The following is a 15,837-nucleotide window of genomic DNA, read 5'->3' on the forward strand; positions in this document are numbered from 1 at the left end:
GATGACGCTCATCCCGCAAAAAGGGCTTTTCTCTGGCTTGCATCTTTTGCAGGCCTTGCGTTATAGTCACCGTGCTGTCGCAAAATCGACAGCCGGGCGTGGAAACCCGAGTTACTTATTGGCGACACAACACGCGCCAGGCGTGTTTTTTTATGTCGTGGCCTCGGCCTACCAGTTTTTTGCGCAGTGGTTTCTACACCGCTGTCGCTATCAAGCAATGGTGGCTCAGGCGGGGCAGCCTTCGGGCTGGCCGGTTTCCAATAAGGCCGGTATTTCCACCCCCGTCTGGGCTACCACCCATAAGCGTGGAAACTTCGGTGGTAGCAATAACCAATACTTATTGGAGGCTGCCACTATGGCTACATCCCTCACCCCGTTACACCCGCAATTTATCTATCTGTTTGCTGCGGTTCGCCGTACTGAATTAACGGCGCGTCCCTGCATGTTACGTACCACCGCCAGCAGTGAGAAGAATGCCCGCCTGCGTTTAACCCGTGACTACATCCTGTCGTTTGCTGGCCGCCTGCCACTGGAGGAAGTCGCATGAATACCCTTGCCGCCCGTTATCTCAGCGATACGCAGTACACCATTCCTCACGCTGATTTCTTACGCCTCCAGCATGCGCACAATGTCGGCGTGACGTTCCTCGATATGCTGGAAGCACAAACCTGTCTGTTACACGGCATTACCCCTCCATCACCTGAATCGTTCGCCTCAATGGTGGCGTTACTGACTGACCAGCTCGGACAGGTGATGAACACCTGCGAATCACAAATCTTATCCCGCATGGAGGCACCTATCGTATGAATACCCTCAATCAATCCTGTCTGCCCGTTGAAGTCCGTACCGCTGTTTATCGCCGTGCGTTAGCCCATGCCTATCTGGATACCTGCGTGTCTCACGGGGTGAGACTTGGTTACTCGCTGGATGAATTGCAAATGGCGATTGCGATGGATATTGAGGGCTACTTTGTGCGCCAGCACGGGCCAGAAACCGGTATGGATATGGCCTGTACCATGCTCAGTGACATGGTTCAGCCGGATATTTTGCTGGCTCCGCCGCGCCTGACAGTATTGGGGCAAAAAATGATGGATGAGCTGTGCCAAGCGCAGATAGCCACAACCACTCAAACTACCCTGCACTGAGGAGAAACAGACAATGACGACATTAAACGTTTCAAAAACCTCACGTGCAGCCACCGGCCAGTGGCCGGTATTGCTCCCTGCTCTTGGTATTCATATCACTGCTGGCGGCCGGGCGCAGCCCTGCCCGATGTGTGGCGGTAAAGACCGTTTCCGCTTTGATAACCTGCAAGGGCGTGGAACATGGTTTTGTAACCAGTGCGGCAGCGGCGATGGCCTGAATCTGGTTGAAAAGGCGCTGGCGGTCACGACCAAGGAAGCCGCCTGCAAAGTGGCCGAGGTGTTAGGGGAACCATCGAACCCGCCATTACCGGCACACAATGCTGAACAGGAAACGCAGGAGAAAGCGCAAGCACGGCAGCGGGCCGCAGAACAGGCCAGACAGTTGCTGTCCGTCGCCCAATCACAGGCCGGGAATGCTTATCTGACCGCCAAAGGTTGGCCAGAACTGGAGGCGCTGACATTACACGGTAAACCGTTGTGTGTTGGGGGTATTACCTATCAAACCGGCGACCTGTTATTTCCCCTTACTGATAGTAGCGGTGAAGTGGTTAACGTTCAGTTGATTAACGCCAACGGTGACAAGCGCACACTGGCCGGGGGACAGGTGAAAGCGGCCTGCCATTTTTTGGCCGGACAGGATAACGCCGTTATCTGGCTGACAGAAGGCTATGCTACCGGGCTAACAGTGCATCACCTGACCGGGGAAAGTGTTTGTGTTGCGCTCAGTGCTAACAATCTGCCCGCACTGGCGCAACAGTTGCGTACCCACTACCCAGATGCACTGCTATTGTTGGCCGCCGATAATGACGAGAACGGCACCGGCCAGACCCGTGCAACAGAGGCCGCCCAATTGAGCGGCGGTAAGCTGGCGTTGCCGTCGGTTGTTGGTGACTGGAACGACGTTTATCAGCAGCAAGGTAAACTGGCCGCCCTGACCCAGTTACAAGCATTCAATCAGCCGCAGCAGCCCAGCCCGTTTGATACGCTCAGTGACGCCGACCTGAAAGCCATGAGCGCCAGTGAAAAGGCCGAACTCTTAGCCGAGCACTATCAGCACTTATTGGCCGTGCCACAGGTGGGTGAAGACCTGTGCCGCTATGAGCAAGGAGCATGGCAGGTGTTGCCGTATCGTGTACTGAGTCGGGAGATTGCCGCTTTGTTCCAGAAAATCCGCGCCCCATTCTCAGCGTCAGGGATTAATAGCGTACTCGATACGCTCAAGCTGATGGTGCCACAAATGGGAACACCCGCCCGGCACTTGATAGGTTTTCGTAACGGGGTATTTGATACCACTACCGGCCAGTTCAGCGCACACCAGAAAACGCACTGGTTGCGTACGGTAAACAGTGTGGATTACACCCCGCCCAAAACTGGGGAAAATCTGTCCGACCATGCCCCGCACTTTTGGCGCTGGTTAACGCGGGCCGCCGGGCAACAGCACGAGAAACAGGAGCGTATTCTCGCGGCGCTATATATGGTGTTGGCGAACCGCTATGACTGGCAACTGTTCCTTGAAGTGACCGGGCCGGGCGGCAGTGGCAAAAGCGTGATGGCCTCCATCGCCAGCTTACTGGCCGGTAAAGACAATACCACCTCGGCCACCATCGATACGCTTGAGTCGTCGCGAGAACGTGCCTCCGTGGTGGGGTTCTCTCTGATTATTCTGCCAGACCAAGAGCGCTGGAGCGGTGACGGTGCTGGTATTAAAGCCATCACTGGCGGCGATGCCGTTGCCATAGACCCGAAATACCGTGATGCCTATTCCACCCATATCCCGGCGGTGATTCTGGCTGTCAATAACAACCCGATGCAGTTCAGTGACCGCAGCGGCGGCGTATCACGTCGCCGGGTTATTCTGCCGTTCCCGGAAGTCATCCCGGCTAACGAGCGTGATCCGCAGTTGTTGGCGAAAATTACCGGTGAGCTGGCGGTGATGGTGCGCCACCTGATGCAGCGCTTTACTGCTCCCAATGATGCCCGTGTGCTACTCGAAGCACAGCAGAACTCGGATGAAGCGCTGGAGATTAAACGCGGTGCTGATCCGCTGGTTGATTTTTGTGGTTATCTGCTGGCGGTTAATACGCCCAATGGCCTGTATATGGGGAATGCCAACATTATCCCAGCTAACCCGCGTAAATACCTGTATCACGCTTACCTGTCATTTATGGAGGCGCGCGGCCATCAACGGCCAATGAGCCTGACCGCATTCGGGCGCGCTGTGCCGCAAACTCTGAGTGAATATGAAATAGCCTTATTGAAACGTAAAACTAATCAGGGGATGCAAACCAATCTGATATTAAGTGAAGACTGCGAGGCCGATTGGTTGCCTAAATGTGAAGCACATTGAATAAACAACATCACGATCGTTTCTACCGATCAATATGGCGTTATTGATCTGCCTAACCCATTGGACGCTATCAGTTACGACACTTATAGTTGAGTTGTACAAACCTCATACATCCAACACCGGGGAGCAATGTATCAGTGTGTACTCGGGCCTGCTTGCAGGCCTTTCTTTTATCCCCAATTCGTCCCACATATCTTGGCACCTCAAAAATAATCACACCGGCCTAGGCCGGTGTTTTTGTATTCAATGGCCGACTGTTCACAGCAAGTGACCAGTTTGTATAAACTCGTCACTAACTCATCACCACCTAATGCATTGTATTTAAATAATTAAATTAAAAAGTGAACAGTGTGAACAGTTTTTCTATAAATCTTTTTTCTCGGCTGATTTGAATATATGCCTAGTGAGTTATCACCCCAATAGTTGCTCAAAATTTCACCGCATTAATTATTATGTATAGGAAAGTGTATAGAATCATACTTCCATTTTTATATTTTTCTTATATATCAGTATTTAATGATATTTTAGGTATTCCTGTGATCTCCGCCAAAGCCTATCTCCCGCTTTCTCTCTTCGTCAATAAATCCTTTTATAATCCAATGGTTACAATGAAAATAGTCTGTCTGAATCTACCGTGCTCTACTGGTTTCTACCCTGTGCTGGGGGCATAATTGGGGGCATAAAAATACTGTCCTTTTAGAGATGCCCCCAAATGAAGCTCAATGCCCGCCAGGTAGAGACTGCAAAGCCGAAAGAGAAATCCTACAAGTTGACTGATGGGGGAGGGTTGTATCTCGAAGTCAGTGCCAGTGGGGCGAAATACTGGCGCATGAAATACCGCTATGGCGGTAAAGAGAAGCGCATTGCTTTTGGGGTTTACCCCCATATATCACTGGCCGATGCACGTCAAAAACGAGAAGCGGCGAAGAAGCTTTTAGCCTCCGGAACTGATCCCGGAGAGACTAAAAAAGCAGAGAAATTGGCACAAAAAATGGCTATGGAAAATAGCTTTGAATCAATGGCACGAGAATGGCATAAAAATAAAGCCGATCGCTGGTCATTGCGTTATCGCGAAGAAATTATCGAGACCTTTGAAAAAGATATTTTTCCCTTTATTGGCCGTCGCCCAATAGCTGATATTAAACCAATGGAATTGCTGGAAACTCTCAAACGCATGGAAAATGCGTAAAGTACGCCAGCGCTGCGGGGAAGTATTTCGCTATGCCATTATTACCGGATGCGCGGAATATAATCCGGCACCGGATTTAGCCGGTGCTTTGCAAACCCATAAGAAACAGCATTTACCTTTCCTCACCGCTCCAGAGTTACCTTATTTCTTACGAGACTTAGCGGGCTATACCGGCAGCATAATTACTAAAACTGCCACTCGGATTATTATGTTGACCGGTGTTCGCACCCAAGAACTACGTTTTGCCCGCTGGCAGGATCTCGATCTCGATAAAGGCTTATGGCACATCCCCCCTGAGCACATGAAAATGAAACACCCCCATGTTGTACCCCTTTCTATTCAAGTCATTACCGCGTTTAAGCAACTCCACCCGCTGAGCCATCATTATCCGCTGGTATTTATTGGCCGTAATGATCACCGCAAACCCATCAGTAAAGAGAGCATCAATCAGGTGATTGAACTGCTGGGTTATAAAGGGCGGTTAACCGGACATGGTTTTCGCCACACCATGAGCACTATCTTGCACGAGCAAGGCTATAACTCAGTATGGATTGAAACTCAGCTTGCTCATGTGGATAAAAACTCAATTCGTGGCACGTATAACCATGCTCAATATCTCGATGGACGACAGGAGATGTTGCAGTGGTATTCAGATTATATGGATAGCCTTGAACTGGGGGGCAATGTGTTGCATGGCACTTTTGGTCAGCGACGCTAAGCAGGGTTAAGATTCGGCGGCTTATAAAGAGATATACCCGTCATACTTCAAACTGCATGTGCGTTGGCTGCCAGCATTCACCCAAGTCATTGAGTTATCTCAACTCCTTGGGTTCATTTCGTTGCCGCCTTCCTGCAATTCGAATTATTTTGGGAGATAACAGGAGTAATCTCATGATAAACCCAGCGGAAAAGCTCAAGGCAAAGCAGCAGGAATTTATCAGTATCAGGGAGTTGATTCAGCGGATTTCGCGTCTCCACCCCACGATGAGTCAGGCGCAGATAGCCAACTGGCTGCTGATAGAATTGACGGATGCCAGGCCAGTTTCACCGCCGTTACTGATTCAGGACGCGCTCGGCGTGACCCGCTCCCCCGGCGTTGATGACCCCCAATTTTGCTATTTTGATCTGCTCTCGGCAGCGATGGCCAACCCTAAAATGGATGGAGCGCCTTGTGATGGATGGATACCTGAAAGTTATAAACCTGACGAATTTAATCACCGGCCCGATGAGGAGGATGATCACGAACTTCCCTTCTAAGGTATTAACAGCATGAATTGTTATGATTACGTCGGATTTAACCGGACTGAAATAGAACAGCTTTTGCAGATTAACCTGCGTGACAGTGACGAAGAATATCAAAATATTCTTAAAGATAAATTACCAAAATGGTTAACGCCATTTCTATCCAGAATTAATATCACAATAAAAGAAACGGCTGCACTGATTGTTGGGGTGATGCCTTATTCTATTCAAATTGATGATATAGGAATGGTAATAATTAATTATGAGAAATCATTATGGGATGCAGTGGATTGCAACCTATTAAGTTGTCGGGATATTAGTTATACAAATACTAATAAAGATATTCGCCATGACGGTTATTTATTAAAAGCAGAAGTGGAAGGCTGGGTTAAGGCGAATGGATTTCACTGGCCGCTACCACTGGGCGCTGCACTGGTGCTGGAGCAGCGGCAAGCAGAAGAGAGCTGGGGTGGTTTTGCCGGTAAAGAAACCGCGCTGGCGTTTATTGCCGGTATGGCTATCGCGTTAGCCAGGAACAACCCGCAGTGCCGGCGCGGCGTCAAAATGAATAAAACCGCCATTGCCCGGGTGGCGACTCAGGCTATGTTCAACGCGGGATTCAGCGGGGAAATGGTGACCGAAAAGCAAATGAGTAACTTGATCAGCGAGGCGCTGCTTGTTTCTCTGCCCGGGGCCGATAATCCTTAGACGAGCGGAAGTTTATTTCCAACTCGCCGCTATGGGTTTCCAACTAACATATTCGCGTTACGGATTGACCTAAAACGACAGGAATAAAGGTTCCTTTTATTTATTTGCCACTTACCCCTATTACTGCCTGATTTTGTTTCAATTAATTCAGTAGCCACCGAGAGATAACAGGAGTCATGGAATGACCTATTCATCATTAATCCGATTGCCAGAAGTATTAAAACGTACCGGTTTTAGCCGGCCTTGGGTTTATAAATTATTAAAACAAAAGCGCTTCCCGCCACCGATAAAAATAGGGGGGCGGGCTATCGCTTTTGTTGAAAGTGAGGTGAATGACTGGATTGAACAGCAAATTGCACATTCACGGGGAAATAAGCAATGAGTGCGCTGGTGCATTATTCGGAATGTATTCCCTTTAACGTTTCATCAATGATGGCGAAATCCTGGCGCTCCAGCCGCTCATATTCTGCCCTCACTGTCGGTTTCTTTAGCATTCGGGCGACCACTTGTTCATGGGACAGGCTTGGTGGTTGGCGTTTATTATCCAAATCGCAACTCCTTCATTCGTTTAGCGGCTTTGCCTTTCTCTTTCCACGGCATATAAGCCGTTTTTTGCACCACAATATGCAAAATAACAATCTGCCAGTCTATTTGTGCCATAAAAATGACGCGGTTCCAGCCTTTCGGCTCATAAAAACACAGCTCAAACACATCTTCGTGGTAATGCATCGGGACAGCATCAACCATCTTAATACCGTAGCGCTTCATACGTTTAGCCAGGCTAATAAAATTGGCCTGCAAGCTGATGGGTTGGGCAAGAAGCTGGGTGATGACATCATCATCGTAATATTCAATGGTGTAGTTCATAGGCTAAAAAATAACAGAAACGTTATTTTCCTCCGGCTGCGGATGTATCAAAAGGAACGCCCCGACATCACTCAATACTGCCGGGGCGTTTATCCACCACGGAGCAAGGGTGGCGCGGTGGATACAGTGAGTCTACGAATATTCCCGTTGGGTGCAACTACTGGACAATAGAATCAGATTATCTGCATCTCATTGATACATAAATTGTATTTATAAAATTTAAAACATTGCTATGGGTGTTAAAAATGGCCCGAAAATGGATTTTATCCGCCGGAAACCGGGCGTAAAAAGGAAAAGTCATGAATCAATTTATTACCGAGGTTGCGGCACAGGCGCGCGGAAAATGGGGCTTTATTCTGGATGCGCTGGCGATCAGCCACAGCAAACAGCACTCCCCCTGTCCGGCCTGTGGCGGCAAAGACCGCTTTCGTTTTGATGACCGTCAGGGCGCGGGAACGTGGTTTTGTAATCAGTGCGAACCACGATCCGGCGACGGTTTGGATCTGGTTAAAAATGTCCGACAATGCTCGCTAACTGAAGCCGCGCAGCTGGTGGCCGATATTCTCGGTGTCTTGCCCAAACCGAAAGCGCCGGATCTGGCCTCTCTCATGGCGAAAACCACGCCAGGAGAATCTCGCTATTTAATTAATAAAGGTCTGAGCGGCCATAAATTACCTATTCTGCCGGATGGTTCGTTATTGCTGACATTACAGAATATGGCGGGCGACAGCACCGGCGCACAGATTATCCGGCCCGATGGCACAAAAAAGCTGATCGCCGGTAGCCGCAAAAAAGGCGCGTTTATCCCGCTCAAACCGCTGCCGGAACAGGCTGAAACCGTGGTGCTGGCAGAGGGTTACGCCACCGCGCAAAGTCTGGAGTTATTGCTACCGGCCGCCGTGATTATCGCCGCCATCGATGCCGGAAATCTGTTGCCGGTGGCACAGGCATTCCGTATCTATTGGCCTGCCGCGAAAATCATCATTGCGGCGGATAATGATATCAATCCACAAGACACAGCCAATGTTGGCCAGTTGTCCGCAGAAAAAGCCGCCAACGCGGTCAATGGTTGGGTGACATTGCCGCCAACCCCGCATAAAGCCGATTGGGATGATTACCGTCAGCAAGCCGGTACCGGGCAGGCGCGTAACAGTTTTTATCATGGTTTGTATCAGCCGCCGCCGGTGAGCCAATTGGCTGAAAACAAAGGGTTGCATCCGACATTATCGCAAATGGCCGCCAGTCAGCGCGGGCAGTTATTGGCCGAACATTATGGCCAGATTGCGGTGCATGCCGAGAGTGAAACGGTTTATCACTATGATGGCGAGCGCTGGGACAAGCTGCCCGATGGTGTGTTACGGCGCGAGCTGGTGATGATTTTCAACGCCAACGACACGCCCTATTCACCGGCCGGTATCCGCAATGCCATTGAAGCGATGAAGCTGCAAATCCCGATCATGGGCGAGCCACCACGCCATTTAATCGGCTTTCAGAATGGAGTTTATGACCTGAAAGCCAAACAGTTCCGGCCGCATCGCGCCAATGATTGGTTGCAGCATCATAACGACATCATATTCACCGAACCGCAGCCAGACGAAAATCTGGCACACCACGCCCCCCATTTCACCAAGTGGCTGGCCCATGCGGCCAATGACGAATTGCCCAAAATGGCCCGTATCAAAGCCGCGCTGTTTATGATTCTGTCCAACCGATTCGACTGGCAATTGTTCCTTGAGGTCACCGGCGAGGGCGGCAGTGGAAAATCGGTATTCACCTACATCGCCACCTTGCTGGCGGGCCGCCAGAACACCGCCTCCGGCAATATGGCGGCGCTGGATCAAGCCAGAGGGCGCGCGCAGTTTGTCGGCAAGAGCCTGATTACGCTGCCCGATCAGGTGAAATATGTCGGCGAGGGGGCTGGCATCAAGGCCATCACCGGCGGGGATTTAGTGGAAATCGACGGCAAATATGAGAAACAATTCAGCACCTTATTAACGGCTGTGGTGCTGGCGACCAATAACGAGCCGATGAGTTTCACCGAGCGGCAAGGCGGTATTGCCCGGCGGCGGGTGATTTTCGCGTTCAACCATCCCGTGAAAGAGGCGGATAAAGATCCGCTGATCGGCGAGAAAATCGCGGCAGAACTGCCAGTGGTGATCCGCTGCCTGCTGGCTGAATTTGCCGACCAGGACAAGGCGCGAAAGTTGCTACTTGAGCAGCGAGATTCACGGGAGGCGATGGGGGTTAAGCGGGATGCCGATCCGCTTTATGGCTTCTGCGCGCACATTGTCGAGCTGGGCGAGGCGGTCGGTATGTATATGGGAACGCTGGCAATTTCCCCGCGCGCCCCGCGCATTTATCTGTATCACGCTTATCTGGCTTATATGGAGGCTTACGGCCATCAGCGTTCATTATCGTTGACCAAATTCGGCAAAGACTTTCCCAAAGTGATGAAAGAGTTCGGCGCAGAATACAAAAAAGCCAGAACTGACAAAGGGTTCCGCTACAACATGGATTTATCCGACACCGCCAATGACTGGCTCCCCGCCCTGGCACTGCCCCACCATCCGCAACCGGAAGAACCCCACTAATTATTTCTCACCTCTGGCTTATTCAGAGTATTCAGAAATAGATTTAATTAATTGAAATACAAAGATAAAAACTGACTGAATAGTTTACTAATAACTGTTCAGTCAGTATTCAGAGGTGTTCATTAATTCATGGATGGCAGGTATTAAAAACTGAACACCTGAACAGTTGCTGAAGAGTTCAGCGGGGAGTATTCAGAGGGGGCGAGGCCAGAGTGGGTGCGGGTTGTGGGGGGGATTTTGTAGGTTGGTGAAGGGGGTGAAGGGTTGGGGGTTGGGATGGGGAGATGGGGGGTGAATATATAGATATTTTGAATTTATGTAATTATCGTATGTAGATGGGTTATAGGAAGCATGGTATAGTTGATAATTAATAATTTAACCTGTGTATAAAGATGGAATTAAATAATAAAAAATTTCTGACGGTAAGCATTATATTAATCGCATCCATTTTTATTATTCCTCTTATGTTATATTGGTTATTTGTTGGCATCCCTAGTACCGGCATATCATCGAACCCTACCAAATGGTCAGAATTTGGTTCTTATCTTAGTGGTATCTTTGGCTCTATCAGTGCCATAATCACATGCGTAACACTCTTTTTTATTATAGATCAACACAAACAAAATATTAAAAATCAACAACTAAACACGAAAATCCAACAAAGAAATATTGAAATACAGCAAGAGAGTATTGAAGAACAAAGAAAAGAGTCTAAATTAAGATTAAAAGAGTTTCACAAACAAGACTTTATAGAACTTTTAAGTCAATTGGAGTCTCAGGGGGATAATTTATTTTACTTCAAAAACAAGCTAAGTCTTTATCACTCTATTTTTAATCGTCGAGACTTCGATATATTCAGTGAACACTATGACTCTGCAATTCTAAATAAAGCGAATGACTATTTTTTATCAATGAAATACTACAATGATAATATTGACTCTATAACTAATGATTTTTATCCACCAAAAGATGGTAATTACAATAAATTATCAGTTACCAGACATGAATATATTAAATTACTCGAGTCTACTTTAAATTTGAATAGCACTCTTGGAGTCGTTTTTAATGAAAACGACCATGATGGTAACTTATTATTCAGAGGTATGTTTATAGGTTTAAATGCTCATCAGCCTAGGTTTTACTTCGAAAAATTAGCCAACACTCTTAATGAAATTAATTTCTTCGTTTCAAGAAAAGATTTAATTACAGAGCAACTACATATTAATGGTGATTTAAGTTATATAATGAGAGGGTTAGGGTATTATTTGAAAAAACATGATTTAAAACAGATCACACCGTCGCATTTTCAATATAAATCTAATGATCTCTTAGCTGAAATGATGTATGAATTTATGAGTATTCATGAAGAATATTTAACTGAAACAAAAATAGATGGTGAACCTCAATTAATACTGCCTATTTGGTTTGATATTAATAATTACTTCTTTCATAAAATAAATGATGAGGCGGTCAATCAGAAAGAATATCGAGACAGATTAATCAAATCAATGAAATTTGAGTTAACTAGTATGAATAATAAGAATTTATCTTCATCTTTAAATGAGAAAATAAATAAAATCACTTCCGATTTAGACGATTATAAAAGTGATTCATACAGATGAGGTTAGTGTTGGTATAATATAAATAAAAAATAACACCTATTAATTCCATACTTCAGAATAAGAGGATTGATAGTATATCATAACAGTCAGCCTATAAATAGCATCACATATTTCTATGCTTCATCAACGTCCGTGATTTTTATTTTATTATTCAATAAAGTTGCCTTCCATAGCTATGATGGAAATAATACTCCACCTACCACGGATTAGTAGGATATATATTTCCGATTAATTTGCGCACCTAGATATCCAGATGCACAAATTAAAAATATTTAGGAACATACCATAGTAGTTATCAAATCAACCACTTTATTTCTTGCTAAAATAACAATTTGGTTCTATTTTACTCTGTATCAGGAATAGAGCTGGCTATTTTTTCGTTAGTTTTCTTGGGTGGTTCAACTTTAAATCCTAGTTTATTTAGGATTAAATCTTTAGCTTCATTGGGTGTCTGAAGAAACTTTTTAAAAGAGTCACTACCTATCATCTCCATCCAAGGAGTATAATGTTCCTTTTCTTTTACCAAACGCAGTGGTTCTTCTTCAAATCGAGTTAATGCGGCTGCAAATAGCCTATTTTCAAAGTCACCATCTAATTGCTTAGCCTCTCTTCTATAACCTTCATATGCTTTAGCTACAGAGGCTTTGAATGCATAATCTTCGGCGAGTTTAAAACGTTGGCTAATTTGCTTTGTTGATAACCAAGCAAACCATAATGGTGCACCAATACTAAGAGCAGATAGAATAACCTGAGTAATAATAACTGTTAAGCTAGGATTTTGTTGTTCCAGAATCTTGGAAAGAGCCTTTATTCTTTCAAAGCCAACATAAGCACCTGCGCTTAAGGCAATGAGAAGGCCACCGACCCAAAATCTGATACTAGCATTTAATTTATCCGCTTTAACTTCAAATGCACCAGCTAATCCTTTTGTTGTTGTAATTCTAAATGCATCTTCGCATTGAGCAACTAATTTAACTGACTGTTCTTTATTAGACTCTATCAGCTTTAAGTTATTATCTGTCTTTTCTCTTTCTTTTTTAATGTCGAATAAAATTTCTGATATATCTTTTCCAGTTTTACTTATTGCTTTTTGGGAATCTTTTAACATCTCCATATCTACAGGAAGAGACTCTGCTGCATTATGTGCATCTAATATTGCAGAAACTTTGTTTTGTAAGTCAGATATTTCAGGGCTAAGTTGTTCAAGCTGTATATTATAACTTTTCAACCGACTTTTTAAACTCTTTGGTAATGCTTTACTATCATTCAAAACCTCCCATGAGAAAACCCTATCAATAGTTCCATTAATATATAACATCGTTGACATATAAGCTGGAATGGCTTGTAATCCATTACCATTATAAATATATGGTAATGTTGTTTTTATTAGATTGTCAATATTATGAGATAACCCATTTATTTCTTCTTCGATATCACCAGCCAACTCTTCAATTGGTATTTCATTTATTTTATCGACCAAATTTAAAGGCATGCAATTTAAATCATTTGGTGTTATAGCCGGGTATTGCCAACCATAGGTTTCACAAAGCATTGTGCTCCCATCATTTAAAGCTACTAACTGTCGATTCAATTCACTTAATTTCTTGCTCAATCTCTCCAGAGAAGCATTCATTTAGCTCTACCATTTTAACTGATTATTTGATAACCATTTAATACAAATAATTACACTTTGTCATCAATAAAAACACATTAATCATCAGAAATAGTAATGATTTATGGTGTATATGACAAATGCGGCCCCCCTCGCATCTACAAAAATGTTTGTCCTAATTTACCACTGGTTAATTGAACAGTAGGGAATGGCCGGATATAGTGCCCCCGCAGCGGCAAATTCCGCTGCCGTGATTAGCGTCCCGGAATTCAATAGAGCGCACGACCGCACAGGCGGTTACTATGTGCGGGTACAGTTACACCTGTGAAAAAGCAATGGTGGGCTGGACGGGGGCATCGAAAGATGCGCCGGGTTCTCTGTTGACCGGTTACGCTAACCTCGTTCAGTTCACCACCCTCTTGAGGTTAGCGTCTCTTGGTGGTGATTTTAAAGCCATCAACTGAGAGGTTGTCATCATGGATTCGACGACTAAAGCCCCTTGCCGTACCGCTTTTCTTCACCTGCCAACATCACTGGCCGCCACTCTCCCGCCGGAGGTGCGCCATGTACGATAACTCGCCCCACGAAGTGGAAGACCTTATTGATCATTGCCGTGCGCTCATTTACGCCGTTGTCGTGCTTGATCAACCCGTTGCAAAAGAAATACTCAATCTCGTTCTATGGCAGCAAATAGACCTGCTACATCAAACTTATCATCAAGCCACCAGCGAGCCTCTCAAGGCAGAATAACCTCTAAATGGCAAAAGGCATCGTGAGATGCCTTTAAAAATCACTTCATCTCACTTCATTTGAGCACTTAACGTACTAATCTCTTGATAGTTAACAGGATATAGATGCTCATTTATAATCTTGCTTTTTTAAAGTAACTCATTGTTTTAAATTAAAAACAATCTATAATAAGAACTGGGTTACCTATGAGTGCTTAAAGGAGGCAATCATGATTTTGAAGCAAAAACTGTTGCGCTCCGTCGCCAACCGGAAAGGTATTGTTGTACTGCGTTCGGAGCTGGAACACCTGGGTAGCAAATCGCAAGTTAGCAAAGCATTGTCTGAACTCGTTAAAGAGGGCGTATTAATTCGGGTTAGCCTTGGCGTGTATGCAAAAACTCGATTTAACCGATTTGCGGGGAAAAGGACGGTGGCCGCACCATTTGAAACTGTTGTGGAAGAAACGTTCAAAAAACTCAACGTGAAAGTCACTCAGGGCAAGGCCTTAGAGGATTATAACGCGGGAAGAACGACACAGATCCCAATGCAGCTTCAAGTCAGAACTCCAGGAAGGAAAATATCCAGAAACATCACTGTTTCGGGTAAAAATGTAAAATATGAAAAAACTTACGGATGAGCAAATTGCTGATATTCAGGATGCGGAAGCTGCGGGCCTGCTAAATGGCCTGCCAGCATTCGTCGCTGAAAAAGATGTGCATGTAACAGATGCATTACGTATATTAGCTAACTTGAATGTAGTGCATGAGGCACAGTTAAAAGGATTTGACCCTAGAAGTAAAAAAGTACCTGTTGAGCCAGTAAATATAGAGCTTCCTGTCCGATTAGTGTTTGCTGGCGGTACTTGCTTATCGAAAGCTTATAATTTGATTAGTCGGATGTCAGAAGATATTGATATAAAATTCATTCTTCCAGAGGTTCCGAACACCTATAAATTAAAAAATGAATGCTCATCTGATAAAGCAAGACTGAAAGATATTCATCAAAAACTGACAACAAAGCTAGCAGAACTAGGTTTCTACCTTACTGATAAAGAAGGTGAAAACCCTGAAATCAATGATAAACACCGTCATTATAATGTCGATTTAAGCTATCAAGGGAATTTCAGTAGCGGTGTTTCTAACCCTCTGCGTAGCTGTATAAAAGTAGAATTAATAAATCGGCCCATCAATTTACCTACTGAGAAGTTAAAGATTAATTATCTTTATCAACAATTAGTAAATGGTAAAAGCTACCCTGATTTTGATATCGAATGTATCAACATATCCGAGACTCTGGCCGAAAAGGTCTTATCTCTTCTAAGACGATTTGCAATGTATTGTGCTGGCGTGAAGCAAGCCGAATTTGATGAGGCGCTAGTACGGCATATTTATGATGTATGGCGCATATACACAATAAAACCCAAAGCGATTAATGCTGCTGCTAGTATGTTCGGGCACTCAGTAAAAACTGATATGGAAGAATATTCACAGCAATTTCAGGCATTCGTTGATGACCCGTATAGTGTCATGAGTAAAAGTCTTGATGTCATAAAAAATACTAAAGATGGGCAGGGTAAATGGTTGAACCATTTATACATAACGAGGCTTAGCCCGCTGGTTTATTCGCAGGAACCACACTCCTATGAAGAGGCGTTGGCAAGTTTTGTCGAGGTAGCTAACCACTTACTCCGGGCCTTAGCTGAAAAGTGAATATATAGATGTTCACTAAATAACTGCGCTTAATACCGCTACACTTTTGTTAGCCCATGTTTGTTGCCCGGAAAAG

At 45.4% G+C, this 15,837-nt stretch carries 16 protein-coding genes and 2 pseudogenes; 15 read left to right on the top strand and 3 right to left on the bottom strand.

Annotated elements, in window-relative coordinates; all coding sequences use genetic code 11:
• Window position 1 precedes the first annotated feature (1 nt).
• From AC971_RS14785 to AC971_RS14825, 9 genes and pseudogenes are all read left to right on the top strand, one after another.
• Window positions 2-547 carry a host cell division inhibitor Icd-like protein gene (locus AC971_RS14785; RefSeq protein WP_025381893.1) on the top strand — a complete coding sequence of 182 codons (546 nt, stop codon included), beginning with the start codon at window positions 2-4 and terminating at the stop codon, window positions 545-547.
• Window positions 544-807 carry a hypothetical protein gene (locus AC971_RS14790; protein ID WP_025381892.1) on the top strand — a complete coding sequence of 88 codons (264 nt, stop codon included), beginning with the start codon at window positions 544-546 and terminating at the stop codon, window positions 805-807. The genes AC971_RS14785 and AC971_RS14790 overlap by 4 nt, the downstream gene beginning before the upstream one ends.
• A complete protein-coding gene (locus AC971_RS14795; protein ID WP_025381891.1) occupies window positions 804-1,145 on the top strand; it encodes a DUF5375 family protein in 342 nt (113 codons plus the stop codon). The genes AC971_RS14790 and AC971_RS14795 overlap by 4 nt, the downstream gene beginning before the upstream one ends.
• A 13-nt stretch (window positions 1,146-1,158) precedes the next feature.
• Entirely contained in the window at window positions 1,159-3,492 is a 2,334-nt protein-coding gene (locus tag AC971_RS14800; RefSeq protein ID WP_025381890.1) for a primase-helicase zinc-binding domain-containing protein, read from the top strand.
• Window positions 3,493-4,204: 712 nt separating this feature from the next.
• Window positions 4,205-5,399: pseudogene (locus AC971_RS14805) on the top strand (tyrosine-type recombinase/integrase).
• A gap of 173 nt (window positions 5,400-5,572) precedes the next feature.
• On the top strand, window positions 5,573-5,938 hold the full coding sequence (locus AC971_RS14810) for a hypothetical protein (RefSeq protein ID WP_025381889.1): 366 nt from the start codon (window positions 5,573-5,575) through the stop codon (window positions 5,936-5,938).
• Window positions 5,939-5,950: 12 nt separating this feature from the next.
• Window positions 5,951-6,184, top strand: a pseudogene (locus AC971_RS24745) (hypothetical protein); the annotation flags it as partial.
• Window positions 6,185-6,298: 114 nt separating this feature from the next.
• Window positions 6,299-6,631: a hypothetical protein gene (locus tag AC971_RS24750; protein ID WP_025384489.1), complete on the top strand. Its 333-nt coding sequence runs from the start codon at window positions 6,299-6,301 to the stop codon at window positions 6,629-6,631.
• Window positions 6,632-6,812: 181 nt separating this feature from the next.
• The gene (locus AC971_RS14825) at window positions 6,813-7,013 is read left to right on the top strand and encodes a helix-turn-helix transcriptional regulator (RefSeq protein ID WP_002209920.1); all 201 of its coding nucleotides are present in this window, start codon (window positions 6,813-6,815) and stop codon (window positions 7,011-7,013) included.
• A 13-nt stretch (window positions 7,014-7,026) separates the two neighbouring features.
• Here the strand turns inward: AC971_RS14825 and AC971_RS24755 are convergent, their stop codons facing one another.
• Window positions 7,027-7,179: a hypothetical protein gene (locus tag AC971_RS24755; RefSeq protein ID WP_038402070.1), complete on the bottom strand. Its 153-nt coding sequence runs from the start codon at window positions 7,177-7,179 to the stop codon at window positions 7,027-7,029.
• Window positions 7,172-7,498: a type II toxin-antitoxin system RelE/ParE family toxin gene (locus tag AC971_RS14830; RefSeq protein ID WP_002209922.1), complete on the bottom strand. Its 327-nt coding sequence runs from the start codon at window positions 7,496-7,498 to the stop codon at window positions 7,172-7,174. The genes AC971_RS24755 and AC971_RS14830 overlap by 8 nt, the downstream gene beginning before the upstream one ends.
• 299 nt (window positions 7,499-7,797) lie before the next feature.
• Here AC971_RS14830 and AC971_RS14835 point away from each other — a divergent pair, with 299 nt between their 5' ends.
• Window positions 7,798-10,089, top strand: a complete 2,292-nt coding sequence (locus AC971_RS14835) for a primase-like DNA-binding domain-containing protein (protein WP_025381888.1) — start codon at window positions 7,798-7,800, stop codon at window positions 10,087-10,089.
• 392 nt (window positions 10,090-10,481) lie between these two features.
• Complete coding sequence (locus AC971_RS14840) at window positions 10,482-11,711, top strand: hypothetical protein (RefSeq protein WP_025381887.1); 1,230 nt, start codon at window positions 10,482-10,484, stop codon at window positions 11,709-11,711.
• Between the two features lie 343 nt (window positions 11,712-12,054).
• Here AC971_RS14840 and AC971_RS14845 read toward each other — a convergent pair whose 3' ends face one another.
• Entirely contained in the window at window positions 12,055-13,344 is a 1,290-nt protein-coding gene (locus tag AC971_RS14845; protein WP_025381886.1) for a hypothetical protein, read from the bottom strand.
• Window positions 13,345-13,625: 281 nt separating this feature from the next.
• Between AC971_RS14845 and AC971_RS23925 the strand changes: the two genes are divergently transcribed.
• The 4 genes from AC971_RS23925 to AC971_RS14865 all read left to right on the top strand — a co-directional run bounded on the left by AC971_RS23925 (window position 13,626) and on the right by AC971_RS14865 (window position 15,761).
• Window positions 13,626-13,787, top strand: a complete 162-nt coding sequence (locus AC971_RS23925; RefSeq protein ID WP_167330749.1) for an ash family protein — start codon at window positions 13,626-13,628, stop codon at window positions 13,785-13,787.
• Window positions 13,788-13,887: 100 nt separating this feature from the next.
• Window positions 13,888-14,073: a hypothetical protein gene (locus AC971_RS14855; RefSeq protein WP_025381885.1), complete on the top strand. Its 186-nt coding sequence runs from the start codon at window positions 13,888-13,890 to the stop codon at window positions 14,071-14,073.
• Window positions 14,074-14,281: 208 nt separating this feature from the next.
• Window positions 14,282-14,689 carry a DUF6088 family protein gene (locus tag AC971_RS14860; RefSeq protein WP_025381884.1) on the top strand — a complete coding sequence of 136 codons (408 nt, stop codon included), beginning with the start codon at window positions 14,282-14,284 and terminating at the stop codon, window positions 14,687-14,689.
• Window positions 14,670-15,761, top strand: a complete 1,092-nt coding sequence (locus AC971_RS14865; RefSeq protein ID WP_025381883.1) for a nucleotidyl transferase AbiEii/AbiGii toxin family protein — start codon at window positions 14,670-14,672, stop codon at window positions 15,759-15,761. Before AC971_RS14860 ends, AC971_RS14865 begins: the two co-directional genes overlap by 20 nt.
• The last annotated feature ends 76 nt before the right edge of the window (window positions 15,762-15,837 follow it).

It is taken from the genome of Yersinia similis (genome assembly GCF_001053095.1).
Classification (GTDB): domain Bacteria; phylum Pseudomonadota; class Gammaproteobacteria; order Enterobacterales; family Enterobacteriaceae; genus Yersinia; species Yersinia similis.

Bases quoted from the DNA above. Each gene is read 5' to 3' on its own strand.
- AC971_RS14785 (WP_025381893.1), top strand. From the start codon at position 2: ATGACGCTCATCCCGCAAAAAGGGCTTTTCTCTGGCTTGCATCTTTTG.
- AC971_RS14790 (WP_025381892.1), top strand. From the start codon at position 544: ATGAATACCCTTGCCGCCCGTTATCTCAGCGATACGCAGTACACCATT.
- AC971_RS14795 (WP_025381891.1), top strand. From the start codon at position 804: ATGAATACCCTCAATCAATCCTGTCTGCCCGTTGAAGTCCGTACCGCT.
- AC971_RS14800 (WP_025381890.1), top strand. From the start codon at position 1,159: ATGACGACATTAAACGTTTCAAAAACCTCACGTGCAGCCACCGGCCAG.
- AC971_RS14810 (WP_025381889.1), top strand. From the start codon at position 5,573: ATGATAAACCCAGCGGAAAAGCTCAAGGCAAAGCAGCAGGAATTTATC.
- AC971_RS14825 (WP_002209920.1), top strand. From the start codon at position 6,813: ATGACCTATTCATCATTAATCCGATTGCCAGAAGTATTAAAACGTACC.
- AC971_RS14830 (WP_002209922.1), bottom strand. From the start codon at position 7,498: ATGAACTACACCATTGAATATTACGATGATGATGTCATCACCCAGCTT.
- AC971_RS14835 (WP_025381888.1), top strand. From the start codon at position 7,798: ATGAATCAATTTATTACCGAGGTTGCGGCACAGGCGCGCGGAAAATGG.
- AC971_RS14840 (WP_025381887.1), top strand. From the start codon at position 10,482: ATGGAATTAAATAATAAAAAATTTCTGACGGTAAGCATTATATTAATC.
- AC971_RS14845 (WP_025381886.1), bottom strand. From the start codon at position 13,344: ATGAATGCTTCTCTGGAGAGATTGAGCAAGAAATTAAGTGAATTGAAT.
- AC971_RS23925 (WP_167330749.1), top strand. From the start codon at position 13,626: ATGTGCGGGTACAGTTACACCTGTGAAAAAGCAATGGTGGGCTGGACG.
- AC971_RS14855 (WP_025381885.1), top strand. From the start codon at position 13,888: ATGTACGATAACTCGCCCCACGAAGTGGAAGACCTTATTGATCATTGC.
- AC971_RS14860 (WP_025381884.1), top strand. From the start codon at position 14,282: ATGATTTTGAAGCAAAAACTGTTGCGCTCCGTCGCCAACCGGAAAGGT.
- AC971_RS14865 (WP_025381883.1), top strand. From the start codon at position 14,670: ATGAAAAAACTTACGGATGAGCAAATTGCTGATATTCAGGATGCGGAA.